Annotated in this window: 19 protein-coding genes and 4 pseudogenes; 10 read left to right on the plus strand and 13 right to left on the minus strand. The window is 69.5% G+C overall.

Annotated features, from left to right (window positions below; all coding sequences use genetic code 11):
• Positions 1-49: 49 nt before the first annotated feature.
• A complete protein-coding gene (locus ACZ42X_RS13505) occupies positions 50-448 on the minus strand; it encodes a hypothetical protein (RefSeq protein ID WP_468288275.1) in 399 nt (132 codons plus the stop codon).
• An 80-nt stretch (positions 449-528) separates the two neighbouring features.
• Between ACZ42X_RS13505 and ACZ42X_RS13510 the strand changes: the two are divergent.
• The 3 genes and pseudogenes from ACZ42X_RS13510 to ACZ42X_RS13520 form a co-directional block, all read left to right on the plus strand.
• A pseudogene (locus ACZ42X_RS13510) lies at positions 529-714 on the plus strand (CorA family divalent cation transporter); the annotation flags it as partial.
• Between the two features lie 375 nt (positions 715-1,089).
• Positions 1,090-3,159, plus strand: coding sequence for a SpoIIE family protein phosphatase (locus ACZ42X_RS13515; protein ID WP_468288278.1), 2,070 nt, complete (start codon positions 1,090-1,092; stop codon positions 3,157-3,159).
• Positions 3,160-3,442: 283 nt separating this feature from the next.
• Positions 3,443-4,301 (plus strand): annotated as a pseudogene (locus tag ACZ42X_RS13520) (helix-turn-helix domain-containing protein).
• A 75-nt stretch (positions 4,302-4,376) separates the two neighbouring features.
• Here the strand turns inward: ACZ42X_RS13520 and ACZ42X_RS13525 are convergent.
• Together ACZ42X_RS13525 and ACZ42X_RS13530 are read right to left on the minus strand one after the other, a co-directional pair.
• Positions 4,377-4,667 (minus strand): annotated as a pseudogene (locus ACZ42X_RS13525) (ABC-three component system protein); the annotation flags it as partial.
• 115 nt (positions 4,668-4,782) lie between these two features.
• Positions 4,783-6,102, minus strand: coding sequence for an SGNH/GDSL hydrolase family protein (locus ACZ42X_RS13530; protein ID WP_468288281.1), 1,320 nt, complete (start codon positions 6,100-6,102; stop codon positions 4,783-4,785).
• Positions 6,103-6,318: 216 nt separating this feature from the next.
• On the opposite strand from ACZ42X_RS13530, the pseudogene ACZ42X_RS13535 reads away from it, so the two are divergent.
• Positions 6,319-7,092, plus strand: a pseudogene (locus ACZ42X_RS13535) (transposase).
• Complete coding sequence (locus tag ACZ42X_RS13540) at positions 7,022-7,741, plus strand: phage integrase central domain-containing protein (RefSeq protein ID WP_468288284.1); 720 nt, start codon at positions 7,022-7,024, stop codon at positions 7,739-7,741. The pseudogene ACZ42X_RS13535 and the gene ACZ42X_RS13540 overlap by 71 nt, the downstream one beginning before the upstream one ends.
• A gap of 219 nt (positions 7,742-7,960) precedes the next feature.
• Here the strand turns inward: ACZ42X_RS13540 and ACZ42X_RS13545 are convergent, their stop codons facing one another.
• Positions 7,961-9,076, minus strand: coding sequence for a magnesium and cobalt transport protein CorA (locus ACZ42X_RS13545; protein WP_468288287.1), 1,116 nt, complete (start codon positions 9,074-9,076; stop codon positions 7,961-7,963).
• 76 nt (positions 9,077-9,152) lie between these two features.
• Between ACZ42X_RS13545 and ACZ42X_RS13550 the strand changes: the two genes are divergently transcribed.
• The 3 genes from ACZ42X_RS13550 to ACZ42X_RS13560 are packed head-to-tail and all read left to right on the plus strand — an operon-like array spanning position 9,153 to position 13,614.
• Positions 9,153-10,277, plus strand: a complete 1,125-nt coding sequence (locus ACZ42X_RS13550; RefSeq protein WP_468288290.1) for a winged helix DNA-binding domain-containing protein — start codon at positions 9,153-9,155, stop codon at positions 10,275-10,277.
• A gap of 47 nt (positions 10,278-10,324) precedes the next feature.
• Entirely contained in the window at positions 10,325-12,016 is a 1,692-nt protein-coding gene (locus ACZ42X_RS13555; RefSeq protein WP_468288293.1) for an AMP-binding protein, read from the plus strand.
• On the plus strand, positions 12,013-13,614 hold the full coding sequence (locus ACZ42X_RS13560; protein WP_468288296.1) for an AMP-binding protein: 1,602 nt from the start codon (positions 12,013-12,015) through the stop codon (positions 13,612-13,614). The genes ACZ42X_RS13555 and ACZ42X_RS13560 overlap by 4 nt, the downstream gene beginning before the upstream one ends.
• Before the next feature lie 127 nt (positions 13,615-13,741).
• On the opposite strand, the gene ACZ42X_RS13565 is transcribed toward ACZ42X_RS13560, so the two are convergent.
• A complete protein-coding gene (locus ACZ42X_RS13565) occupies positions 13,742-14,572 on the minus strand; it encodes a hypothetical protein (protein ID WP_468288776.1) in 831 nt (276 codons plus the stop codon).
• A 288-nt stretch (positions 14,573-14,860) separates the two neighbouring features.
• On the opposite strand from ACZ42X_RS13565, the gene gcl reads away from it, so the two are divergent.
• Positions 14,861-16,645 carry a glyoxylate carboligase gene (gene gcl, locus ACZ42X_RS13570; RefSeq protein ID WP_468288299.1) on the plus strand — a complete coding sequence of 595 codons (1,785 nt, stop codon included), beginning with the start codon at positions 14,861-14,863 and terminating at the stop codon, positions 16,643-16,645.
• 124 nt (positions 16,646-16,769) lie between these two features.
• On the opposite strand, the gene ACZ42X_RS13575 is transcribed toward gcl, so the two are convergent.
• The gene (locus ACZ42X_RS13575; protein ID WP_468288301.1) at positions 16,770-17,705 is read right to left on the minus strand and encodes a peptidoglycan recognition protein family protein; all 936 of its coding nucleotides are present in this window, start codon (positions 17,703-17,705) and stop codon (positions 16,770-16,772) included.
• Positions 17,706-17,874: 169 nt separating this feature from the next.
• Between ACZ42X_RS13575 and ACZ42X_RS13580 the strand changes: the two genes are divergently transcribed.
• On the plus strand, positions 17,875-18,039 hold the full coding sequence (locus ACZ42X_RS13580) for a hypothetical protein (RefSeq protein ID WP_468288303.1): 165 nt from the start codon (positions 17,875-17,877) through the stop codon (positions 18,037-18,039).
• 71 nt (positions 18,040-18,110) lie between these two features.
• Here ACZ42X_RS13580 and ACZ42X_RS13585 read toward each other — a convergent pair whose 3' ends face one another.
• From ACZ42X_RS13585 to ACZ42X_RS13615, 7 genes are all read right to left on the minus strand, one after another.
• Positions 18,111-18,803, minus strand: coding sequence for a hypothetical protein (locus ACZ42X_RS13585; RefSeq protein WP_468288306.1), 693 nt, complete (start codon positions 18,801-18,803; stop codon positions 18,111-18,113).
• A 48-nt stretch (positions 18,804-18,851) separates the two neighbouring features.
• Positions 18,852-19,949: a methyltransferase domain-containing protein gene (locus ACZ42X_RS13590; RefSeq protein WP_468288309.1), complete on the minus strand. Its 1,098-nt coding sequence runs from the start codon at positions 19,947-19,949 to the stop codon at positions 18,852-18,854.
• A 167-nt stretch (positions 19,950-20,116) separates the two neighbouring features.
• Positions 20,117-20,251: a hypothetical protein gene (locus tag ACZ42X_RS13595; RefSeq protein WP_468288312.1), complete on the minus strand. Its 135-nt coding sequence runs from the start codon at positions 20,249-20,251 to the stop codon at positions 20,117-20,119.
• Positions 20,252-20,266: 15 nt separating this feature from the next.
• A complete protein-coding gene (locus ACZ42X_RS13600; RefSeq protein WP_468288314.1) occupies positions 20,267-20,782 on the minus strand; it encodes a hypothetical protein in 516 nt (171 codons plus the stop codon).
• Positions 20,783-20,971: 189 nt separating this feature from the next.
• A complete protein-coding gene (locus tag ACZ42X_RS13605; RefSeq protein ID WP_468288317.1) occupies positions 20,972-21,808 on the minus strand; it encodes a helix-turn-helix domain-containing protein in 837 nt (278 codons plus the stop codon).
• The gene (locus ACZ42X_RS13610) at positions 21,805-22,527 is read right to left on the minus strand and encodes a DUF6879 family protein (protein WP_468288320.1); all 723 of its coding nucleotides are present in this window, start codon (positions 22,525-22,527) and stop codon (positions 21,805-21,807) included. Before ACZ42X_RS13610 ends, ACZ42X_RS13605 begins: the two co-directional genes overlap by 4 nt.
• A gap of 453 nt (positions 22,528-22,980) precedes the next feature.
• Positions 22,981-24,438, minus strand: a complete 1,458-nt coding sequence (locus ACZ42X_RS13615; RefSeq protein WP_468288323.1) for a catalase — start codon at positions 24,436-24,438, stop codon at positions 22,981-22,983.
• Between the last annotated feature and the right edge of the window lie 92 nt (positions 24,439-24,530).

Below are 24,530 nucleotides of genomic sequence, written 5' to 3' on the forward strand. Positions count from 1 at the left end.
TCGACTGGTGGCCAGGACCTCGGGTACCCACACTCGCGATAGCGGGAGGCTAGGTCGGTGCGTCGGCACCCAGCCGGGCGCGCCGCGTGCGATTCCGTCGGTGAGCGATGAGCGGCAGGACAGACCCGATCAATGCCACAACGGCGGCGGCGACCCAGTGCCGCGTCTGCTGGCCCATGAGCAGGCACGAGACGACCCCGAACCAGGCGCCCGCGGCCGGGACCAGGGCCGCGTGCCGACCGGCGGTCGTATCGGTGAGGGAGGCCACGCTGAAGTAGGCGACGATGAATCCGGCAAACACGCCGAGTGCGTACCACCCGCCACCGTCGGGGAGGTTGTAGCCCCTGAGGTTTCGCTCCAGTCCCAGGTCAACGGCCCCGGCGACTCCCCAGAAGAACGCGCTGGAAGCCACCACGCCCAGAGCGACGCGCCGCGCCGTATTCGTCATGCCGGGATCGTATGAGTGACGAGTGGAGTTCGGCCAGGGCGTTGTTACGGGCGGCTGGTCAGCGCCACCGGGTAGACAACTTCAAGAAAATCTCCAGCTGGGCCGCCATCCTGTTCGCCCCGACGCTGGTCGGGACCATCTACGGCATGAACTTCGACCGCATGCCGGAGCTGCACTGGGTGTACGGGTATCCGTTCGCGATCCTGCTGATGGCAGGGGTGTGTACGAGCCTGTACTTCATCTTCAAGCGGCGGGACTGGCTGTAGAAGTCGGGCCAGACACACTGATAAAATTCGCACCCGCGAACACCGTGGAACGGTCCTTCCAGCCCTCTGGGGAGAATGCGCCGCGCGGCTGCTCAAGGCGCTTTTCCCGCGCCGCCCCTGTTCTACGTCTCCCGGCGCAGCCACCCTCATCGGCACATGGCTACGCAACGTAGGAGTTGGTTCATCGCGGCGGTGATCAAGGCGGTCACGATAGGGCCGCCGAAGAGCCGCAGCAGGAGCAGCTTCCGAGGACGTCCGACTCAGCCGGTCGGCCGCATGGCCGGGTGACACTTCGGCGAGCAAAATGGACGTGAGAGGCCTGGCCGCCGCGAGTGGTGCCGTCGGCTGTCGTGTGTGCGCGGGAAAGGGCGCCGAGTGTCACCGAATCCACCGGGGGAAGAGCAGGGCCCCGGGCCTCTGTGGTCGGAGCCGGGAACCCTGCTGGAGCACGTCGCCGTTGCGGTGCTGGGGATGGATGACGAGGACCGGATCTGCTACTGGGGACCCGGTGCGCGGCGGCTTTTCGGATACGAGGCCACGGACGTCCTGACCAAGCCCGCCGCCGCCCTCTTCCCCGCCGCCCCCGTGGACGGGACCAGCGCGGCACGGCAACTCGCGGAACGCGGCCGCAGCCTCGGCTACTGGCGGGTAAGGATGCCCGCTCTGCACCAGGACGGCACGATCTTCGACTGCGGATTCCGGGTCTTTCCGGTGACGGACCACACAGGCCGCTCCGTGATCGTCGCTCTGGCCAGCAGGGGCGACGAACTCGACCGTGTGAAGACCAACCTCGCGTTCCTGGACGCCCTGTTCGAGACGTGCCCGATCGGCCTCGTCATGCTCGACGAAGAACTCCGTTACGTACACCTCAACCAGGCTCTCGCTGACATGGACGGGATCCCGATCGCGGACCACATCGGGCGCCGCATGGAAGACTTCGTGATCACCTCCGACGGGGACGCCTATCAGCGCATGCTGCGCGCGGTCGCCGACGAGGGACGGCCCGTCGTGAGCGCGCTGGTCGTGCTTCGCACGCCGGGGCGACCGGACAGGGACCAGGTGCGCTCGGTGAGCTTCTTCCCCTTGAGTCAGGCCGGCGATACACGACCGGGACTGGGCGGCCTCCTCGTGGACGTCACCGACCGTGAGCAGGCCATCGTGGAGGCGGCGGCCGGACGGCAACGGCTGGCCATGCTGGACCGTGCCACGGCCCGCATCGGCACCACGCTGGACGTGGACGTCACCGCCCGTGAGCTGGTCGAAGCGGCTGTTCCCGAATTCGCCGACGCCTCCGTCGTGGAGATCGTGGAGTGGATGGACGAGCCCGAGGTGTTCGACCCGGACAAGCCCTTGGTCACGCGCCGGATCGCGTCCGGCACGAATCTGCCGCCCCCCGCTCCCGAACTCGTCGGCGGAGTGGAGCGCGTGACGTACCCGCCGGGCTCCACGATCCACGAGATGGTGTCGACGGGCCTGCCCATATGCGTCCCCGTGGACGAGGAGTTCACGACACGGACGGTCATCCATCAGGCCCGCAGCCAGTTGCTGATCAACAGCGGTTTGACCAACCTCCTCATCGCGCCCCTCATCGCCCGGGGCACGGTCCAGGGAATCACCATGTTCGGCCGCTCCGCCGCCCGCCCGGTCTTCACCGAGCAGGACCTCAGCCTGGCCGGCGAACTCGCCTCGCGCGCCGCCCTATGCCTGGACAACGCCCGCCTCTACAGCCAGGTCCAGGAGATCGCGCTCACCTTCCAGCGTGCGCTGCTGCCCACCGCCCTGGCGACCAGCCCCTCATTGCGCATCGCCCACCGCTACCTGCCCGGCAGCCACCTTACGGAGGTCGGCGGTGACTGGTACGACGTGATCGACCTGCCGGGCAGCCGGGTCGCTCTCGTGGTCGGCGACGTCATGGGACACGGCGTGCCGGCGGCCGCGGCGATGGGCAGGCTCCGGATCACCACCAAGGCCCTGGCGCGCCAGAACCTGGAACCCGACGACCTCCTCATGGAGCTCGACGCCTGCGCCCAGGAGGCGGGGATCGAGTTGGCCACCTGCCTGTACATCAGCTACGACCCCGAGACGGGTCGAGCCCGCATCGCGAACGCCGGCCACCCCCCGCCTCTCCTCCGCGAACCGAACGGCACGGTGAGGGCCATCGACAACGTGTCGGGCGTTCCCCTCGGCGTCGGCGGCTTCCGCTTCGACACACTCGAGATCGAACTCCAGAAGGGCGACACCCTGGCCCTCTACACCGACGGCCTCATCGAGGCTCGCGGCAAGGACATCGACCAGGGCATCGGGGCACTCCGCACCGAACTGGCCGGAGCCACCGGCACGTTGGAGGAGACGGCAGACGACATCCTCGCGCACCTGCTGCCGGCCACCCCCACTGACGACACCGTGCTCGTCCTCGCCCGGATCAGCCCGCCGAAAGGACCGTAGGCAGGACCACGTGGGCGGGGGCATCGCCTGTCCCCCGCCCACGCGTCGGCGAAGGCTTAGCCCTGGGGTCTGACGGCGAAGCGCGCCAAGGCCGACCAGTGCTCGGGAGAGAACCGCAGCGCCGGGCCTGCGCTGTTCGGGGCATCACCGAGCGGCAAATTACATGGTCACAATCCGTTTTTGCCACCGCCGGATCCGGCAGCACGACGCGTGATCAACAGCAGGTGCACCATGCCAACCTGTTGACGCACGCATTTGTTTTGGAGCCGGAGGTACACCGCCCGTGGCGGCGAACAGCGATCCCACCGTCAGCGGGCGGCGTCTGGGAGCGGAGCTGCGCCGGCTCCGTTTGGCCAGCGGCCTGACCGGCACGCAGGTAGCGGCGCATCTGCTGATCTCCCAGGCCAAGGTCAGTCACATGGAAACCGACCGCCGTGCCGTCAGCCCCCGCGACGTGCGCGACCTGTGCAGGTTGTACGGCGTCACCGACCAGGATGTCGTCGACTCCTTGCCGGCCTTGGCCAGGGAATCGAGCCGGCAGGGCTGGTGGCACTCCTACGGCGACATCCCCCACAGCCTGTATGTCGGCCTGGAGACAGAGGCCGCCTCCATCCGCGGCTACGAGTCCATGATGATTGCCGACCTCTTGCAGACGCCCGCCTACGCGGCCGCGGTCATCGAGGAAACGATCCCCCTGCTCACCGTCGAGCAAGCCGCCGCGCGTCTGAAGGTGCGGCTTCGCCGACAGCACCGGATCTACGGCCCCGCCCGCCCCTTGCGTCTGTGGGGCGTCCTGGACGAATCAACCCTGCACGGCATCGTCGGCAGCCGGGAGATCATGCGTGAGCAACTGAGGCACCTGCACGCACTCAGCACCGAGCCCCACATCAACGTCCAGGTCCTCCCCCACACCGTGGGCGCACATCCCGGCCTCACGGGACAGTTCACCCTCCTGCAGTTCCCCGACAGCCGCCAGGCAGTGTGGTGTACCTGGAGAGGTACACCAGCGACCTCTACCTGGAAAAACCGGCCGACGTGCAGCAGTACAGCCTGATGTACGCCCACCTGCAGACCAGGCCCTCAGCCCGGACGACACCCGGCACTTCATCACCGACACCATCAGGCTGTACCCGTCCCGGTGACTGATCAGGCGGGACGGTGACGCCCTCGCCGCCAACAGTGCGGGGCCGGGCTCCGGCCGTACTGGGTCGATGCCCTCACGGCCACTCAGCCGATGGGGTCGTACTTCCCACCCCGTCGCACCTAGGCCCCAAGGCCATAGCAGCTGAACGGCGCAGCCGCACAGTGATTGCGGTCTGTCCCAGCAATTGCCGCAGCAGCAGCGCTTTCCCGACGGTCTTCTTCTCCTCCTCGCCCGCGTCCGCGTCAAGGCTGTCGAGCATCCACTCGAACGCGCGCTCCCACTCGTCAACGAGCTCGTCCTCAAACCGCGCCAGCTCTGCCGCGCCGATGAGGTCCTCTTCCAGCCGGCGCACCGAGTGGTTGTAGGCGCGGTAGTAAAAGCTGTCCCGTAACTATCGATGCAGCGGTGTCGATCGACGGCACGGCCCCCGGCCGTGGCGATTGTCGTGTCATACGGTCATGGCGCTGCCGGCCAGAGTTTCAGAGGGCGTTGAGGTTCATTGCGGAGGCGATGGCGTGGAACCCGGCTTCGTTGGGGTGCAGGCCGTCTTGGAAAACGTAGCCGGGGCGCGGCAGGGCGGGGTCGGCGGGGTGGGCGAGAGCACGGTCGACGTCGAGGACGGAGTCGTACGCGCCGCTGGTGCGAATCCAGTGGTTGACAGCGGCCCGGACCTTCTCGCCCCGCTCGCTGTAGAAGGGGAAGAGGGCGCCCTTCATGGGCAGGATGGTCGCGCCCACGACCTTGACACCGCGGGCGTGGGCGGCGCGGATCAGCTCTTTATGGGCCTTGATGATCTGGTGCGCGGTCACGTGGGGTGCGGGGCCCATGCAGGAGTCGCCCATCTCGGGGGCGCCGATGTCGTTGCCGCCCAGATGAATGATCACCGCGCGCACGCCAGGGCGGTCGAGTACGTCGCGCCGGAAGCGGTCGGTGGCCTTGTCCCCGTAGCAGGGGGAGCCGTTGAGGATCCGGTTTCCGGCGATGCCGGCGTTGACCACGTCCAGCGGGCGGCGGGCGGCAGCGAGGCGTTCGGCGAGCTTGTCCGTGAAGCGGTTGTCGGCGCCGGGCGTGGCTCCTGTCCCGTCCATGAGTGAGTCCCCGAAGGCGACCACGGTGCCGCGCTGCTGGGAGGCCGCGCCGGCTACTTCCACACCGCTTAGGAAGTACCAGGCGTTCGTGGACGTCTTGAAGGCGTCGCCGCTGGAGTCGGTCAGATGGCGTCCAGAGGCGCGGTACGAGGTGGCGGTGGTGAACCGGTGGAAAGTGGCCGGACCGGTACGGTCGGCGAAGTACAGGGTGACGGTCAGCTTCTCCAGCGGGGAGGTGCTCAGGGCCTCGGCATCGCTCACGATGTCACGTCCCGGGGCGATGGTGGTGCCCTGGGCCCCGCCGAACGTCAGCTCGCGTGCTGTGCCCGGCCAGACCTGGGCGTCGCCGGCGGACCGGCCGACGGTCGCGGCGGTGATCCGCAGCGGCGAGGTGCCGTACGAGTTGGACAGCCTGATCCTTAACGTGGAGCCGCCGGTTGCCACGCGGACCACTTGACGTACGGACTGGTCGGCGAATCCCTGCCGCGACCAGTTGGGCCCCCAGTCTTCGCTGCCCTCGACGGGCCGCTGCATGGCTGTGCCCCATGCCCCGGTCCACACCGGACCTTCGGTGGCGCGCGGCTGCTGCCGCGCGTCCTCGTGTGCCACGGCTGCCGCCGAGACAACGAGCGCGGTGAGCACCGCCGTGCTGGCGGCGAGCATGCCTCGTCGTTCCTTCTTCTTCCACAGCCGCGGCTTCGCTGAATTCATCAGGGATCTCCTCGGAAAAAAGAGTGATGAGGAGATCTCAGCGTCCTTCGAGCCAGAGATCAGCGGGGCTGGCCCCCGAATCCGTCTTCGGGTTGGCCCTACCTGGAGCCGAGGCTGGGCCCGCGCGCGCTCCGCCAGGTGAGGAGCGATGAGCCGGAACGGTGGAGGCGCTCAGTCACCTGATGGAGCCGAGCAGTCCAGTGCGATGATCTCGACGTGGCTGGTGTGATCACGGCGTTGGAGTCGTCCTGGATATTCCCGTTCACCGGGCTCAGCCCGCGCTGCTTCCGCAAGTTGGTGACCGCGCTGTGCCGCGAGGGGGCGGATCTGGTCCGCCAGGGAAGGCCCTGGGGCTTTCCGCTACACGACCGAGTGCTGCTTGTCGTGGCGTACTGGCGCACGAACTTGACGATTCGCCAACTCGCGCCACTATTCGGTATCTCCAAGTCCGCAGCAGACCGCATCATCGACCCTCGGGCCACGGCTTGCGCTCCAGCCTCGCAGGCGGTTCCGCAAGGACGCGGTGCTGATCGTGGACGGCACTCTCGTGCCGACCCGCGACCACAGCATCGCTGAGCAGTCCAAGAACTACCGGTACTCCACCCATCACCAGGTCGTTATCGACGCCGACACCCGGCTCGTTGTCGTGGTCGGACGACCCGTGCCTGGCAACCGCAACGACTGCAAGGCGTGGGAGGAATCCGGCGCCGCAGCCGCTGTCGACAACATGGTCACGATCGCCGACGGCGGCTATCCCGGCACCGGACTCGTCATCCCGCACCGCCGACGCGGCGGAGAAGAACTGCCCGGCAGGAAGCGCACAACAAGTCCCACAGACGAGGTATCGCCCGTCTTCACGACCTCGCACTATGGGAAGGGTTCGCGCTATCGCGTCGGAGCAATCCCCGGTGTCCGGGACATGTCCTTCGGCACGCTGGACGACGCAAAGGCGTGGCTTCGCAGAGCTGGTACCGACAGCGAGCGCGGTGAGTTCGTCGACCCACGTGACGGCTCCATCACCGTGGCCGACTACGTCGCCCACCACTGGCAGGCCGGCGTCCGCGGTGCTCCCGGAACCGTCAAGCGCGTCGACGAGCGCGTACGCCTGCACGTCCTTCCGCACCTCGGCGAGGTGGCGCTGAGGGATGTCTCCGCGACCGTCCTGCGCGGCTACATCGCCACGCTCGAAGGCGAGTGTTCGCCCCGCTACGCCCGCCAGATTCTCACCACCCTCTCGAACATCTTCGAGACCGCCATCGACGACAAGCGCCTTGTCCGCAACCCGATGCGCGCCAAGTCGGTGCGCTGGCCCAAGCCGCGCGAGGACCAGCGGGAGGCATGGCCGCTGGAGACGGCGCGGCGGGTGCGGGATGTCATCAACCCGCGGTACCGGATCGCCGTCGCGGTCGAAGGCATCTCGCAAGGACGGCTTCCACGTCCTCCGACACCTATGCCTCGATCATCCTCGAAGCCGGCGAGTCCGTCGTCACACTCGCCCGATGGCTCGGCCACTCCAGCCCGACCATCACACTCGACCACTATGCCCACTTCATGCCCGAGGCGGGCGGCAAGGGGCGAGCGGCCGTCGACGCACTACTCGGCGGCGTCCCCGGGTACGTCCCAGAAGACCTCGCCCTGACGTGAGAGAACGGGTGGCACAGCACACGCTGTACCACCCGTTTTCGTTACGTTGCGTAGCCATGCGCAGATGAGGGCGGCTGCGCCGCCAGACGTGGAACAAGGTCGGCGCGAGAGGAGCGACTGGGGCAGCCGCGCGGCGGATTCTCCCCAGAGGGCCAGAACGGCCGTTCCGCAGAGTTCGCTGATGCGAATCTCGTTGGCACTTCCGGCCCGATTTCTATAGCCAGTCCCGCTTCTTGAAGACCACGTACAGGCTCGAACACACCACTGCCATCAGCAGGATTGCGAAGGGGTAGCCGTACACCCAGTGCAGCTCCGGCATGTGGTCGAAGTTCATCCCGTAGATCGTTCCCACCAACGTGGGTGCAAACAAGATGGCCGCCCATGACGAGATCTTCTTGATCTCCTCGTTCTGCTCGAAGCCCGCCTCCGCCAGCGCCCGCATCTCCGCGTTCTGCTGCTGCGTGACCAGTGTCGCGTTGACCGTGAGGATTTCGGTCAGGGCCTGGCGGAAGCCGTCCACGCGTTCGCTGGTGTGGGTGACGTGGTCGGCGACGTCGCGCAGGCGGCGCTGGAGTTCCTCGTCCGTGCCGTACTTGGCGAAGCCGGCCATCAGGGAGTTGAGCATGCCGACCAGGGGGCGGGTCGCGCGCTGGAACTCGACCATTTCGCGGGAGAGTTCGTAGATGCGGCGCGACACCGCGGGGTCGCCGCGGAAGACCTCGGTCTCGATCTCGTCGATGTCGTTCTGGACGCCCGCGACCACCGGGACGTACTCGTCGACGACCGCGTCGAGGATCGCGTACAGGACCGCCTCCGGGCCGAGGGCGAGGAGCTCGGGGGTCTCCTCCATGCGGCGGCGTACGGAGGAGAGGTCCGGGGCCGCGCCGTGGCGGACGGTGATGAGGAAGTCCGTGCCGATGAAGATGTGGAGCTCGCCGAAGTCGACCTCCTCCTGGGCGTCGAGGTAGCGCGCGGCGCGCAGGACGACGAAGAGGGTGTCGCCGTACCGCTCCAGCTTGGGGCGCTGATGGGCTTCCATCGCGTCCTCGACGGCGAGCTCGTGGAGGTCGAACTCGGCGGCCAGCGACAGCAGTTCCGCCTCGGACGGGCGGTGCAGGCCGATCCAGGCCATGCCCTCCGGCTCCTCGCGCAGGCGGCGGAACGTCTCGGCGAGGGTGGTGAGGGACGCGACCTTGCGGCCGTCGCGGTAGACGGAGGCCTGGACGATGCTGCCCTGCTTCCCGGAGGAGGCGGGCACGGGCGTGGTCGCTTCGGGCGCGGCCGGGGGAGGACGGCGGCGCCAGTTGTTCTTCTTCGACGGCAGGGTCATCGGGATCTCACCTCCTTGCCTCGGGGCAGAATATATGCCCCGCTTTGTTCCGGCGCGGCGGCGTACTGTGCCCGTCATGACCACCACAACCAGCCCGGGACCAGGCCCGGGCCCCGTGCTCTCCGCCCGCGCCCTCAACCGCGCGACCCTCGCGCGGCAGCTCCTGCTCCGGCGTACCCCGATGTCCGCGAAGCACGCCGTCGAACACCTCGTCGGACTCCAGGCCCAGAACACCAAGCCGCCCTACGTCGCGCTCGCCGCCCGCCTCGACGGCTTCCGGCCCGAGGAGCTCTCCGGGCTCCTGGAGTCCCGCGAGGCCGCCCGGATCGTCACCCTGCGCTCCACCATCCACCTGCACACCGCCGACGACGTACTGCGCCTGCGCCCCCTGGTCCAGCCGGCGCGGGAGCGGGAGGTGCAGCTGTTCCGCAAGGGCCTCGCCGGGGTCGACCTGGAGCGGCTGGCCGGCCTCGCGCGCACGCTCGTGGAGGAACGGCCCCGCACGCCGAAGGAGCTCCGCGAGGCGCTGCTGGAGCACTGGCCGGACGCCGACCCACTCGCCCTGACCGTCGCCGCACGCTGTCTGCTGCCGCTCGTCCAGGTCACCCCGCGGGGCCTGTGGGGCCGCAGCGGCCAGGTCACCCTCACCACCGCCGAGGCGTGGCTCGGACGCGCGACGGAACCCTCCGCCACGGCCGACGCGACCGTGCTCCGCTACCTCGCCGCCTTCGGTCCCGCCTCCGTCAAGGACATGCAGACCTGGTCGGGTCTCACCCGGCTGCGCGAGGCGTTCGAGCGGCTGCGGCCCCGCCTGCTGACCTTCCGCGACGAGTCCGGGACCGAGCTCTTCGACCTGCCCGACGCGCCCCGCCCCGACCCGGACACCCCCGCCCCGCCGCGCCTCCTGCCCGAGTTCGACAACCTGCTGCTCTCGCACGCCGACCGCACCCGCGTCGTACCACGGGAGTACAAGGACCGCACCTGGAAGGGCAACCAGGCGTACCGCACCTTCCTCGTGGACGGCTTCCTCGCCGGGATCTGGCAGCTGGAGGAGGGCAAGGGCGGGGCGGCCGCGGTCACCGTGCAGCCGTTCGGGACGCTGACGCGCGAGCAGCGCGCCGCCGTCGCGGAGGAGGCCGAGCGGACCCTCACCACGCTGTCGTACGCCGTGGACGTACGGTTCGGGGAGTTCGCTCCGTAGCCGATCGGGGGTAGTGAGACTGCGGCACTTACTGCGGAGGAGGACACATGGCGAGGCGGGGCACTGCGACGGGCGCCACGGAGGAGTTCCGGGCGGCCCGGGACTTCCTGCTGCGGCACCGGGAGGACTACGAGACGGCGTACAAGGGGTTCGTCTGGCCGCGGCCGGAGCGGTTCAACTGGGCGCTGGACTGGTTCGACGTCATCGCCCGGGGCAACGACGCGACCGCGCTGCACATCGTCGAGGAGGACGGCAGTGAGCAGCGCGTCTCGTTCGCCGAGATGTCCGAGCGCTCCGACCGGGTCGCCAACTGGCTGCGCGGACTCGGCGTGCGCCCCGGCGACCGGGTCCTCGTCATGCTCGGCAACCAGGTCGAGCTGTGGGAGACCGCCCTCGCCGCGATGAAGCTGCGGGCCGTCGTCATCCCCGCCACGCCCCTGCTCGGTCCGGCCGACCTGGCCGACCGCGTGGAGCGCGGGCGGGCACGGCACGTCATCGTGCGCGCCGAGGACACCGCCAAGTTCCAGGACGTGCCGGGGAACTACACCCCCATCGCCGTCGGTGCGCGGGTCCCGCACTGGATCCCCTACGCGGACGCCTACGGGGCGTGCGTGCCCTTCGTACCCCACGGCGACACCTCGGCCGACGACCCCCTCATGCTGTACTTCACGTCCGGTACGACCTCGCTGCCGAAACTCGTCGAGCACACCCACCTGTCGTACCCGGTAGGGCACTTGGCGACGACGTACTGGATCGGGCTCAAGCCGGGCGACGTGCACCTGAACATCTCCTCGCCCGGCTGGGCCAAGCACGCCTGGTCCAACCTCTTCGCCCCCTGGAACGCCGAGGCCACCGTCTTCATCCACAACTACACGCGCTTCGACGCCGCCCGCCTGATGGCGGAGATGGACCGCCACGGCGTCACCGGCTTCTGCGCCCCGCCCACCGTGTGGCGCATGCTCATCCAGGCCGACCTGTCCGCCCTGACCACCCCGCCCCGCGAGGTCGTGGCGGCCGGCGAGCCGCTCAACCCCGAGGTCATCGAGACCGTACGGCGCGAGTGGGGCGTGACGATCCGGGACGGCTTCGGGCAGACCGAGACCGCCGTGCAGGTCTCCAACAGCCCCGGCCAGCTGCTGAAGGCGGGCTCCATGGGCCGCCCCAGCCCCGGCTTCCGCGTCGAACTGCTCGACCCGGCGACCGGGGAGCCGGGCGCGGCGGAAGGCGAGATCGCGCTGGACCTGTCGGCCCGGCCGGTGGGCCTGATGACCGGCTACCACGGCGACCCGGAGCGTACGGCCGAGGCCATGGCGGACGGCTTCTACCGCACCGGGGACATCGCCGCGCGCGACGAGGACGGCTACCTCACCTACATCGGCCGGGCCGATGACGTCTTCAAATCCTCGGACTACAAGATCTCCCCCTTCGAGCTCGAAAGCGCGCTGCTGGAGCACGAGGCGGTCGCGGAGGCGGCCGTCGTCCCCGCGCCCGACCCCGTACGCCTCAGCGTGCCGAAGGCGTACGTCGTCCTCGCCGACGGTTGGGAGCCGGGCCCGGAGACGGCGCGGGTGCTGTTCGCGCACGCGCGCGCGGTCCTCGCCCCGTACAAGCGCATCCGCCGCATCGAGTTCGCCGATCTGCCCAAGACCGTCTCCGGCAAGATCCGCCGCATCGAACTGCGCGAGCGCACCGCCGCCGGGTCGGGCGCCGAGTACGACGAGAGGGAGCTGGGACGATGAGTCCGTCGTACGCGCACGGGGTGAGCGGCACGGCCCTGCTCGGTGACACCATCGGCGCGAACCTCGCGCGGGCGGTGGAGCGCTTCCCCGACCGCGAGGCGCTCGTGGACGTGCCGTCGGGGCGGCGCTGGACGTACGCCGCGTTCGGCGCGGCAGTGGAGGAGCTGGCGCGCGGGCTGATGGCGGCCGGGGTCGGCAAGGGCGACCGGGTGGGAATCTGGGCCGTGAACTGCCCCGAGTGGGTGCTCACGCAATACGCGACGGCATGCATCGGCGCCATCATGGTCAACATCAACCCCGCGTACCGCGCGCACGAGCTGGAGTACGTGCTCCGCCAGGCGGGGATCTCGCTGCTCATCGCCTCCCTTGCGCACAAGACGAGCGACTACCGGGCCATGGTGGAGCGGGTCCGCGCCGACTGCCCGGAGCTGCGGGCCGTGCACTACATCGGCGACGCGTCCTGGGACGAGTTGGCGGCCGGGACGGTACCGGAAGCGGAACTCGCCGCCCGGGAAGCCGCGTTGTCGTGCGACGACCCCGTCAACATCCAGTACACCTCCGGCACCACCGGCTTCCCCAAGGGCGCCACGCTCAGCCACCACAACATCCTCAACAACGGCTACTTCGTGGGCGAGCTGCTCGGCTACACCGAGCGCGACCGCATCTGCATCCCCGTCCCGTACTACCACTGCTTCGGCATGGTGATGGGCAATCTCGCCGCCACCTCCCACGGCGCCACCATGGTGATCCCGGCGCCGTCCTTCGAGCCGGCCGCCACCCTGCGCGCCGTCCAGCAGGAGCGGTGCACCTCGCTGTACGGCGTACCGACGATGTTCATCGCCGAGCTGAACCTGCCCGACTTCGCCTCGTACGACCTCTCCTCGCTGCGTACCGGGATCATGGCGGGTTCGCCGTGCCCGGTGGAGGTGATGAAGCGGGTCGTCGCGGAGATGCACATGGCGGAGGTGTCGATCTGCTACGGCATGACGGAGACCTCGCCGGTGTCCACGCAGACGCGCCGCGACGACGACCTGGAGCGCCGCACCGGCACGGTCGGCCGGGTCATGCCGCACGTCGAGGTCAAGGTGGTCGACCCGGCGACGGGTGTGACCGTGGAGCGCGGCGAGCCGGGCGAGCTGTGCACCCGCGGCTACGGCGTGATGCTCGGCTACCGGGACGAGCCGGAGAAGACGGCCGAGGCGATCGACGCGGGGCGCTGGATGCACACGGGCGACCTGGCGGTGATGGGCGAGGACGGGTACGTCAGGATCGTCGGTCGCATCAAGGACATGATCATCCGGGGCGGTGAGAACGTCTACCCGCGGGAGATCGAGGAGTTCCTGTACGCCCACCCCAAGATCGCCGACGTGCAGGTGGTGGGCGTGCCGGACGAGCGGTACGGCGAGGAGATCCTGGCCTGCGTCATCCCGCGCGACCCGGCGGACCCGCCGACGCTCGACGAGATCACCGCGTACTGCCGCGAACGGCTGGCCCACTACAAGGTCCCGCGCCGGGTGGAGGTCCTGGACGCCTTCCCGATGACGGTCAGCGGGAAGGTGCGGAAGGTGGAGCTGCGGGAGCGGTACGGGGTGGGGTGAGGCCGCGGTGTGAGCGGGCCCGGGGTGCGGGACGCGGGGCGCGGTCCGCGCCGGTCCGGGGCCTGCCGGGCGCCGACGCGCCGAGGCCCCGCCGGTCCGCGCCGGGCCGGGCCGGGCCCCGTCGGGCCTACGCGCCCCGCGCCAGCAGTTCGTCGGCCGAGCTGTTGACGGGCTGCGGCGTGCCCGTCAGGTCCATCACGAAGAGCGGCAGCCGGAGGTCGTCCGCGCGGGCGCGGGCGGCCTCGTCGTAGCCGGCGAGTGAGAAGGAGACGCTCACCGCCTCGGCCGCCAGGCCGTTGAGCCACAGGCACTCGACGGCGCGCAGCGACACGGGCCTGGTCGTCGGGTCGACCTGGGCGACGAGCCCCGGCCCGCGCAGGTCGATGCCGTACGACCCCACCGGGCGCTCGTCCGGCTGGACGACCTCCCGGAAGCCGAGCCAGCGCAGATAGCGCGCCGCCGCGGTGACGGCGTCCCGCGCCGTGCGGATGGTCACCGGACGGAAGGAGGGGCGCGGCACCGCCGCGGTGCGCGGCAGCGGGATGTGCGAGGGGGAAGAGGGGGACGAGGGAGAAGAGGGGGCGGGGGCCGAGGAGGGCGCCGGGGCCTGCGCCGGGACCCTGCTGACGCCCGTCGTGGTCGCGGTAGGGCCGGCCGCGGGCCCCGCCGCGCGGCACGCCTGCGGCGGTACCGAGGTCACCGGACGTACGGGCACGCGCAGCACCGTGCCGCACGGGCAGCCGAGCTCGGGCTGCGGCCACTGGTCCTGGCGCCCGCACGCCCCGCAGCGGACGGTGACCCACTCGTCGGTCCAGGTGCGGTGGGTGATGGGCTCGGCGGGGGCTCCCTTGAGGAGGGGAGGCGCGACCGGCGCGCCACAGGCGCAGGGATAGACGGGCGGCGCGTACACGTGCGCGCGCCGACAGGCCGGGCAGCGTACCGGCACCTTCTCACCCATGCCCTCGCCCACGGCCTCTCCCACGCCCTTCTCGGCGCGCTCCGCGCCCCGCTCCACGCCCTCGCCCACGATGGCCCCCTTCACTCCGTGACCCATCGTCCACGACGCGTGGCTCCTTGGGGAGGTCTTCGGCCATTGCGGCCCGAGTCGAACGGTCGCCGCTTGACGCCATCGGCGCAACGACCCTAAATTGTTCCACATAACAGAAGTACACTTCCGCATTACGGAATCGACGCTCTCAGGTGGCGCGACAGAGCCCGATCCGCCAGGCCGAAGCAGGAGCACTCCATGCCTCGTATGACCGCTGCCCGAGCGGCAGTTGAGATCCTCAAGCGTGAGGGCATCACCAACGCGTTCGGGGTCCCGGGCGCGGCCATCAACCCCTTCTACAAGGCGCTGAAGGAGGGCGGTGGCATCAGCCACACGCTCGCCCGCCACGTCGAGGGCGCGTCCCACATGGCCGAGGGCTACACCCGGGCCAAGGCCGGCAACATCGGTGTCTGCATCGGCACCTCCGGCCCCGCCGGCACCGACATGATCACCGGCCTGTACTCCGCGATCGCCGACTCGATCCCGATCCTCTGCATCACCGGCCAGGCCCCGGTCTCGAAGCTCCACAAGGAGGACTTCCAGGCCGTCGACATCGCCTCGATCGCCAAGCCCGTCACCAAGGCCGCGACCACGGTCCTCGAGGCCGCGCAGGTCCCGGGCGTCTTCCAGCAGGCCTTCCACCTGATGCGCTCCGGCCGTCCCGGCCCGGTCCTCATCGACCTGCCGATCGACGTCCAGCAGACCGAGATCGACTTCGACCCGGAGACGTACGAGCCGCTCCCGGTCTACAAGCCGCAGGCCACCCGCGCCCAGGCTGAGAAGGCCATCCGGTTCCTGCTGGAGTCGGAGCGCCCGCTCATCGTCGCCGGTGGCGGCATCATCAACGCCGACGCGTCCGACCTGCTGGTCGAATTCGCCGAGCTGGTGAACGTCCCGGTCATCTCCACCCTGATGGGCTGGGGCACCATCCCGGACGACCACGAGCTGGCCGCCGGCATGGTCGGTGTCCAGACCGCGCACCGCTACGGCAACGCGACGTTCCTGGAGTCGGACTTCGTCCTCGGCATCGGCAACCGCTGGGCCAACCGCCACACCGGCTACAACATGGAGGCCTACACCAAGGGCCGCAAGTTCGTCCACGTCGACGTCGAGCCGACCCAGATCGGCAAGATCTTCGCCCCCGACTACGGCATCGCCTCCGACGCCAAGGTCGCGCTCGAGCTCTTCATCGAGGTGGCGAAGGAGCTCAAGGCCGCGGGCGAGCTCCCGGACTTCAGCGCCTGGGCCGCCTCCGCGCAGGAGCGCAAGGCCACCCTGCAGCGCCGCACGCACTTCGACAACATTCCTATGAAGCCGCAGCGCGTGTACGAGGAGATGAACAAGGCCTTCGGCCCGGAGACGCGCTACGTCACCACCATCGGCCTCTCCCAGATCGCGGCCGCGCAGTTCCTGCACGTCTACCGCCCGCGCCACTGGATCAACTGCGGCCAGGCCGGCCCGCTCGGCTGGACCATCCCGGCCGCGATCGGTGCCGCGGTCGCCGACCCGGAGACCCCGATCGTCGCGCTCTCCGGCGACTACGACTTCCAGTTCATGATCGAGGAACTGGCCGTCGCCGCGCAGCACAAGGTCCCCTACGTCCACGTGCTCGTGAACAACGCCTACCTCGGCTTGATCCGTCAGGCGCAGGTCAACCTGGACATCAACTTCCAGGTCAACCTCGAGTTCGAGAACATCAACACCCCCGAGATCGGCGTCTACGGCGTCGACCACGTCAAGGTCGCCGAGGGCCTGGGTGTCAAGGCCATCCGCGTCACCGACCCGAACGAGCTCGGTGCCGCCCTCGAGGAGGCCAAGAAGCTGGCGCAGGAGTTCCAGGTCCCGGTGGTCGTCGAGGCCATCCTGGAGCGCATCACCAACATCGCGATGAGCAAGACGGTCGACATGAGCAATGTCACCGAGTTCGAGGAGCTGGCGACCGAGCCGGGCCACGCCCCGACGGCGATCCGCCCGCTCGCCTGACCCGCGACGCGAACCGCATGACCGCATAACCGCATATCCGGGGGGAGAACGGCCCCCGTCCCGAGCAGCGTGCTCGGGGCGGGGGCCGCGCGGCGTTCCGGGGCCGTCCCGGGGCCGTTCCGGCTCAGGCCGGCCAGCGGAGGGCGCGCAGGACGCGGTGCTCCACGCGGGCGGCGCGGTCCGCCTTGATCTCGACCTTCAGCTGTACGTCGGCGGGCAGGCTGCCGTTGCGCGTGGCGGCCACGTTCAGCACCCCGTCGGGGCCGATCACGCCGCAGTCGATGGGCAGGTCGTGCGACCGGTGCTTGGTGGACAGCGCCAGATTGAGGAACCGCAGCGTGACCCGGGTACCCGCCTGGCCGCGGACCGTCGCGTACGCGGTGACCGTGTACGCGCACGGGCCCTGGAGCAGCGCGGTGTCCTTGGCCATCTGCAGCAGCAGGTACTGCCCCGCCACGAGGGCCGGACCGCCGGACACGGACTCGGTGATGACGCTCGGCATGGGGTCCTCCTGGGTGGGGGGCGGTGACTGGCCGCTCGCCCGGGCGACGATCCCGGGGAAGACGACGTTCTTGAACTGGCGCACGCGCGCGTCGCCGGGGCAGGCCGTGCCGGACACGGCCCAGGCGCTGTGCAGCCGGTGGTAGCCGTAACCGGGGTCCGAGGCGCTGCGGCAGACGCGCAACGGGATGCCGTGGCGCTGGTGCAGCCAGACGCCCAGCCGGATGAGCTGCTCGACCTGCCGGTCCGTCCACGGATCGGTGTGCTTGAGGTTCGACGCGGTCTCGATGGACACGGCCCCGGTACCGTCAGGCCGCCGGTTGGCCTGGTAGTTGGCGTCGGCCCGGGTCTCGGTGCCGATGTACTGGGCGAGGTCGCCCTCGTACCCGAGCCCGAAATGACTCTCCAAATTGGTCGAGTCGCGCCAGTACTCGTACATCCGGCGCGCGGTCCAGGGCGCGGCGATGCTGTGCAGGATGAACTGCGTGGGCCGGATCGCCGGTTGGCCGTCGGACTCCGGCTGTAACTCCATACGGGTGGCGGCGGGATACCACGCCATGGGGACCCCCTTCGGTCGGGGTGGGGGAGGGGGAAAGGTCGCCGGTCGTGTCAGGTACACGACTGCGCGTGATGCTCGGTGAGGTATTACCCACTCTCCGTAGTCGTCACCCGTCGTACGGGACGGTTCCGATGCGCGTATCCGGCGAATCCTGGGTACCCGGGTTCTCATGGCCGATGGGATTGTGGACTCGGACGAACTGCTCCGCCGTATCCGGCTCGCCCGGGACTGGGCGCGGCAGCAGGAGGAGCAGGTGACGGATGAAGGCACAGCGGAGACCTACCGCGTGGTGCGCACGGTCCTGGACGTGATCGTGGACCCGACCCACCACTGAACCCGATGGAACGCTCCCCGACCGGCCGCGCGCCGCCGCGGCCGAGCGGGCGGCGGTGTCAGGGCGAGGGCTCACTTCCGCTCGGCAGTCTCGCGGGGGTCGTCGGCGGTGATGAGATCGATGACCCGCCGGGCCTGTTCCCCAGCCGGTTCGTCCCGGGTGACGGGCAGGTCGAAGACGAAGTCGGAGAGGGGCGCCACTGTGTTGCGACGGTGGCTGAAGTGCACCTTCACCCCTTCGGGTGCGTCGCGCCGGAGCTCCACACGGTTCACAACGCATTCCCACCGCTCGAACCAGTCACTGCTCACGAGTTCCTGGCACAGCAGCCGGGCGACGGTGTCCACGGGCTCCTCCCAGCTGGTGTCGGCGACGGCACGTGCCAGCTCGGCGTCGTACTGAGCCGCATCGAAGTGGACGTCCGCGGGGACAGGTACCCGGGTGTCGTCCGTGTTCAGCCAGGACGACCACACCACGCGGTTGCCCTGCCGTTGGATGGTGACGAAGACGCCCCCGCAGCAGCCGGTGTCGCAGTCGTTGTTGGAGAGTTCGATCTGTCGGGGTTCCTCCAGCGCTGCCAACGGCCACTCCTCGGCCGGTCCGAACCACTCCCGGCGTGAGCAACTCGCCACCCCGTCGGGATGGATCTCTCCGAGCACGTCCCGGTCGTCGATCATCGGGCGCACCTCCGCCCACTGCTCTATCGCGAGAGGATGCGGTATCGCATGCCTCAGGGTGAGCGTGCTGATACGCGTGGGCTGGTCCATGCGATCAATGATCGATGACGGCGGCACGTAGGTACGTTCTCTTCGGAGTCAGCTCGTCGGTTTGATGACGCGGCATGGTGCCTGGAGCCACACCTCCTGGTGTGAGGCGCGCACGGTGAGGCCGAAGTCGCTCATCTTCGGGCGGCCGAGGTCGTCGTACTCCTGCCAGGTGTGCTCGATCTCGCTCCACAGGTCCCGTGGTCCGTACTGCCACACCTCGTCACCGGTCGCCGTGGCCGCTGAGCCGTCGTGGTCCTGCGCCCACACGTGCGTGGTGCCTTCGTGCTCGCTGTGCCACAGCCGCACTTCTGGAAGGCGGGTGCCCGCGTACAGCGCGAAGCCGAGGGAGAGGACCTGTTGCGGATGCACCGCGCTCTTGGATGCGCGGGCGGTGGAGTCGTCCACCGGAGCCGCCGCGGAGGCCCGGTGGGAGCGCATCGGCATGTACGAGGCACCGCTGTGGAAGTACCCGGAGGCGGCGCCGTCGTCGCCTACGCGTAGGCGTACGAGCGCGCCGCTCCAGAAGTCCCGCGCCATCGGCGCGACGATGAGGCCGCCGGGCCGTACCTGCTGGACGAGTTCGTACGGGATGTGGCGCAGGGCGCAGGTGGCGATGATCCTGTCGAACGGAGCCTCGTCGGGCCACCCGCACGCACCGTCGCCGCAAGCGAGGTTCGGGGTGTAACCGGCCGCGCGCAGGGTGGCGGCCGCGTGGGGGGCCAGGCGGGGGTCGACCTCGATGCTGTACACGCGTGCGTCGCCCAAGCGCCGGGACAGCAGCGCGGCGACGTACCCGGAGGCGGTGCCGAGCTCCAGCACCCGGTTGCCCGGCACGACGTCGAGGAGCCGCAGCATGCGGGCGACCATGGAGGGCTGGGAGTTGGAGGAGGTGGCGGTACCGGGGCCGTCGGCGTGTCCGTCGTCGAGCTGGATGACGACGGGCTCGTCGCTGTGGATGAGGGCGAGCCGGTCGGCCTCGGCGGTGACGGGCACGCACTGAGTGGGGCCCTGCCGCCAGACTTGCTGGGGGATGAACGGCTCACGGGGTACGGCGTGCCACACCGCGCGCCAGTCTTCGTCGAGCAGGCCGCGCTCGTAGAGCTCCTCCACGAGCGCGGCGTGCCCGCCCTTCGGGGCGGTCGTCATGGCCATCAGCTCCCGGTGTGCTTGCTCGGGCCAGAGCCGTCGGGCGACGGCGGGGCGGGCGGCGGCGTTCACGGCTTGTCGGACGGCTCGCCGCCGTGCTTGCCGCCGTCGGCCATCGTGTCGCTCATCTGTGCCTCCTGTGTAGGTGGTGCCGGATGTGGCGGGGCTCAGAGGTGGCGCTCGGTCGAGGTGCGCCGGGTGTACGGGGCGTCGCGCGGTCCGCAGTCGGGATGCCGGTAGTCGTCCGGACGGGCGCCGGACCCGCACTCGATGGGCTCCAGCTTCTCGGACTCGCCGTGCACCGCCGTTCGATCCCGTCATGGCCTCCTCCGCTCGTAGGCGCGGCGCAGGTGGCCGCGCAGGAGGCGGGGGTCCGTCAGCACGCCGTCGCCGGTCGGCGGATACAGCCACGTCCGGCCGCGACCCGTCACACCGGGCGCCGGGCAGAGCAGCGCACCGCCGCGCCCCACGCACACCGTGCCGCGCAGGTCCTCCCACGTCTCGACCGCACCCGCCGGTACGAGAAACTCGACGGTCTGGCGGGGCCGGCAGTACAGCACGGGCCCGAGCGGGGCGGGCATGTTGGCCAGCTCGTCCAGGGCCCGCATACCGAGGGAGTCGGTGGCGCGCAGGACGTCGAACCGTACGCCGAGCGGTACGTCGGCGAGGTGGTCGGGGTTGTCGGCCCACTGGGTCAGGATGATCGACGGCGGGTCCATCACGGACGCGAGCCACAGGGCGCCGGCGCTGGTCCGGCTGGGTGCCCGGGTCGGGAGCACCTTGTACAGCGGGGATTCGCCACGGTCCGCCGCGCACTGCTGATGGGCGAACACGTGGTACCCGCCGTGCTCATCTCTGTGGACCCGCACACATGCGTCGGCGTCCGGCCTCGGACAGTAGGTGCAGTGCCTTCGACTATCAGTGATCGCCGTCATGGGCAGGACGGTAGGGATGCGCGAGAATCTACGGCGCCCGTGATTCCGAATGATTCTCAGGACGCCTTCGGTGATTCCCGTGGATGCTCAAGCAGCGGCGAGCGCGGCCCGCGCCCGGGCGATGATCCTGTGGGCGGAGGCACCGTAGACGGCGGGCTTCTCCAACCGCTCCCACACCCGGCGGTACAGCTGCAGGCTGTCGTTGTCGTCGAGCCACTGCTCGGCGTGCCAGTCCTCGACGATCACCAGGCGCTCGTCGTACATCCAGAAGCCACCGGCAGGCGGGAGGACCGCGGCGGCACCGAGCGGGACGATGCCGAGACGGACGGTATCCAGGCCGATAACACCGACAAGTCGGTCCAGTTGGGCGGCGAGGACCGCCGGGGGGCACACGGCAGCGTAAAGGGCGGCTTCCCACATGACGATGTCGAAGACGCGGCCGGGCTCGTAGAGGAGCGCCTGGCGCCGCATGCGCGCCCGGACTGCGTCGTCGGTGTCCCGAACGGACTGGTGCAGCTCGCTGTAGCGGGTGAAGATGGCCCGTGCGTAGTCGGCGGTTTGGAGAATGCCCACGATCATGGAGCTTTCCCACGCCCGTAGGTGGGACGACCGCTCGTACTCGGCGGTGAGGGCGTCCTGCACAGGCCGGTGTCCGGCGGACAGTTGCCGGCGCCAGGAGCGCACCCTCGATTCCAGGCCCTGTACGCGGGCCACCAGCTCGGCCGCGACCTCCGGTTGCTCAGCAGCCTCGGCCCACGCGCGGACGTCATCGACAGTGGCGGTCTGGCGGCCCGTCTCCAGTTTGGAGACCTTCGACTGCCCCCAACCGAGGCGTTCCGCGAACGCGCGGCCCGACACAGGGCCGCGCAGCTCGCGCAGGCGCTCACCGAGGGCGGCACGGGCCTGCTGGAAGTCGGTCGTCACCTCTTGGACGGTACCGCGTGATGCCACGCGGCTTCGCGTACTTGGCAGTAACGCAGCACCTCGACGGGATTCGTGACCAGCTCTACCCCTGTCAGCTCGTCCGCCTGGTCGAAGTGGAGGAGTGCGACAACGCGAGAGTCGAAGATCCAGAAGTCCTCTTCGGGGAGCCGCAGCTCCTCGGCATGGGCACGGGTGAGCGTGCGGATGTCCTCACCCACGGCACGGTTGCGATGCGCGTTGTTGGCGAGGTACAGCTGCCCGGGTGTTGCAGGCGTATCGACGATCCGTACGCGCTCGAACCGCTTGCCGAGCGCGGTCTGCTCGCGACGCTCGCGGCACCACGGGTCATCGAGGTCCCACTCGACCAGGGCGCCGGCCGCGAACTGGCGGTACGTGTCCTGGTGCTCGTCCCAGGCGTAGCGGCGACGGGACTCCAGGCGCCACGCGGAGTGCTTGAGACTGGTGAACATGCCGTCGAACTCGTCAAAGCCGATCCACTGCGGCACGTGCACGGGCTCCTTCGGGCCGAAGTTGGCGAGGAGCTCGCGCGGCACGACGACGGCGCCCTCCTCGTTCGTGAGGTTGTCGAGTTGGCTGAGCTCGGCCGGGTCGGTGACCCTGTCGCCCTGGACGATGTAGGCGCCGGTCGGCGTCTCGTAGAGGGTGGGGCAACCGTTGTTCCCGCTGTTGGTGCCGACCTTGCGTAGGCGCCGTGCCATGCGTCCCCCTGGTGTCGGGCGAGTGGGTGCCCGCACCGTAACGGAGGATGCTGAAAGGGCAACACCACGCCGCCACAGCTGGAAGCGAACACAGAAGAGCGCGGCGTTGGGGACCGTAAACCCAACGCCGCGCTCGGCTCTGCGATCTTCAGTTGCTCACACGTGGATACGTGGTGACCGTCCGACGGTGCGAGGCTGGCGCGACAGGACGTTCGCGCCGCCGGACGGAGATCATGGGGGAGGTATCGGGACCGCGGCGGCGGCGACGGGAGGTTCCGTCGTCCCTTCCTTCAGGTCAAGAAGGGGACGGGCTCCCTACCACCGCACTGGCTCGCACGCCGCCACGGTCCTCGATCTGGTCCGTCACACCGACCACCCCTCATCCGGGCCGGTGTTCCGGACCGCGTACGGCGACAGACCTCCCGTCGGTCGCCGTACGCCGCCTGGTGAGGCTCAGTCCTCGCGCAGGGCGCGGACCGCCTCCTCGACGCGCTTGCCGTACTCCGGGTCGGCGGCGTGGAAGTGGGCCAGGTTCTTCTCGATGACGTCCTCGCGGGAGACCTGCGACAGGCCGCCGGCGATGTTCGCCACCAGGCGCTGCTTCTCCTCCTCCGACATCAGGCGGTAGAGCTCACCGGCCTGGAAGAAGTCGTCGTCCTTGGTGTGCAGCGGCGCGGCGTGCGTGCCGGTGTAGCCGGCGACGGCCAGCGGGGCGGAGAGCGCCGCGTCGGTCTGTGCGGGACCGGCGTAGGAGTTGGGCTCGTAGTTCTTGTCGTGGCGCGAGCCGTTGCGGGTGGCCATGAAGCCGTCGCGGCCGTAGTTGTCGGCGACCGTCGCCTTGGGGGCGTTCACCGGGAGCTGGGTGTGGTTGACACCGAGGCGGTAGCGGTGGGCGTCCGCGTAGGCGAAGAGGCGGCCCTGGAGCATCTTGTCCGGGGAGGGGCCGATGCCGGGAACGAAGTTGTTCGGCGAGAAGGCGGCCTGCTCGACCTCGGCGAAGACGTTGTCCGGGTTGCGGTCCAGGACCATGCGGCCCACGCGCTGGAGCGGGTAGTCGGCGTGCGGCCACACCTTGGTGAGGTCGAACGGGTTGAAGCGGTAGTCCGCCGCCTCGTGCGCCGGCATGATCTGCACGTACAGGGTCCACGAGGGGTTCACACCGCGCTCGATGGCCTGGAGCAGGTCGGTCTGGTGCGAGTTCGCGTCCTTGCCGACCACCTCGGCGGCCTGCTCGGACGACAGGCAGCGGATGCCCTGGTTCGTCTTGAAGTGGTACTTGACGAAGAAGGCCTCGCCCTGGGCGTTCGTCCACTGGTAGGTGTGCGAGCCGTAGCCGTTCATGTGACGGTACGAGGCCGGGATGCCGCGGTCACCCATCAGCCAGGTGATCTGGTGCGTCGCCTCGGGGGCGTGCGCCCAGAAGTCCCAGACGTTGTCCGGCTCCTGCTTGCCCGTGAAGGGGTCGCGCTTCTGGGAGTGGATGAAGTCGGGGAACTTGATCGGGTCCTTGATGAAGAACACCGGGGTGTTGTTGCCGACGAGGTCGTAGTTGCCCTCTTCGGTGTAGAACTTCACCGCGAAGCCGCGCGGGTCGCGGACGGCGTCCGCGCCACCCAGCGAGTCGGCCACGGTGGAGAAGCGGATGAAGAGCTCCGTGCGCTTGCCGACCTCGGAGAGGAAGTCCGCCTTGGTGTACGCGGTGACGTCGTCGGTCACCTCGAAGTAGCCGTACGCACCGGAACCACGGGCGTGCACCACGCGCTCCGGGATGCGCTCCCGGTTGAAGCGGGCGAGCTTCTCCAGCAGGTGCTGGTCCTGGAGGAGGAGCGGGCCACCGACGCCGGCGGTGGCGGAGTTCTGGTTGTCGGCGACCGGGGCGCCGGACTCGGTCGTAAGCACGCGCTTCGACATGGTGACCTTCCGTGCAGGAGCTGCTGAGCGGTGTCAGGAGCGTAAATTCGCTCCCGATGAATCGTCAACAGTTTGTTGAAATGAAGGTGGTG

This window comes from Streptomyces sp. NPDC030862 (assembly GCF_055571835.1).

Coding starts and splice junctions, on each gene's coding strand:
- ACZ42X_RS13505 (WP_468288275.1), bottom strand. CDS start 448: ATGACGAATACGGCGCGGCGCGTCGCTCTGGGCGTGGTGGCTTCCAGC.
- ACZ42X_RS13530 (WP_468288281.1), bottom strand. CDS start 6,102: ATGAATTCAGCGAAGCCGCGGCTGTGGAAGAAGAAGGAACGACGAGGC.
- ACZ42X_RS13540 (WP_468288284.1), top strand. CDS start 7,022: ATGTCCTTCGGCACGCTGGACGACGCAAAGGCGTGGCTTCGCAGAGCT.
- ACZ42X_RS13545 (WP_468288287.1), bottom strand. CDS start 9,076: ATGACCCTGCCGTCGAAGAAGAACAACTGGCGCCGCCGTCCTCCCCCG.
- ACZ42X_RS13550 (WP_468288290.1), top strand. CDS start 9,153: ATGACCACCACAACCAGCCCGGGACCAGGCCCGGGCCCCGTGCTCTCC.
- ACZ42X_RS13555 (WP_468288293.1), top strand. CDS start 10,325: ATGGCGAGGCGGGGCACTGCGACGGGCGCCACGGAGGAGTTCCGGGCG.
- ACZ42X_RS13560 (WP_468288296.1), top strand. CDS start 12,013: ATGAGTCCGTCGTACGCGCACGGGGTGAGCGGCACGGCCCTGCTCGGT.
- ACZ42X_RS13565 (WP_468288776.1), bottom strand. CDS start 14,572: ATGGGTGAGAAGGTGCCGGTACGCTGCCCGGCCTGTCGGCGCGCGCAC.
- gcl (WP_468288299.1), top strand. CDS start 14,861: ATGCCTCGTATGACCGCTGCCCGAGCGGCAGTTGAGATCCTCAAGCGT.
- ACZ42X_RS13575 (WP_468288301.1), bottom strand. CDS start 17,705: ATGGCGTGGTATCCCGCCGCCACCCGTATGGAGTTACAGCCGGAGTCC.
- ACZ42X_RS13580 (WP_468288303.1), top strand. CDS start 17,875: ATGGCCGATGGGATTGTGGACTCGGACGAACTGCTCCGCCGTATCCGG.
- ACZ42X_RS13585 (WP_468288306.1), bottom strand. CDS start 18,803: ATGGACCAGCCCACGCGTATCAGCACGCTCACCCTGAGGCATGCGATA.
- ACZ42X_RS13590 (WP_468288309.1), bottom strand. CDS start 19,949: ATGACGACCGCCCCGAAGGGCGGGCACGCCGCGCTCGTGGAGGAGCTC.
- ACZ42X_RS13610 (WP_468288320.1), bottom strand. CDS start 22,527: ATGGCACGGCGCCTACGCAAGGTCGGCACCAACAGCGGGAACAACGGT.
- ACZ42X_RS13615 (WP_468288323.1), bottom strand. CDS start 24,438: ATGTCGAAGCGCGTGCTTACGACCGAGTCCGGCGCCCCGGTCGCCGAC.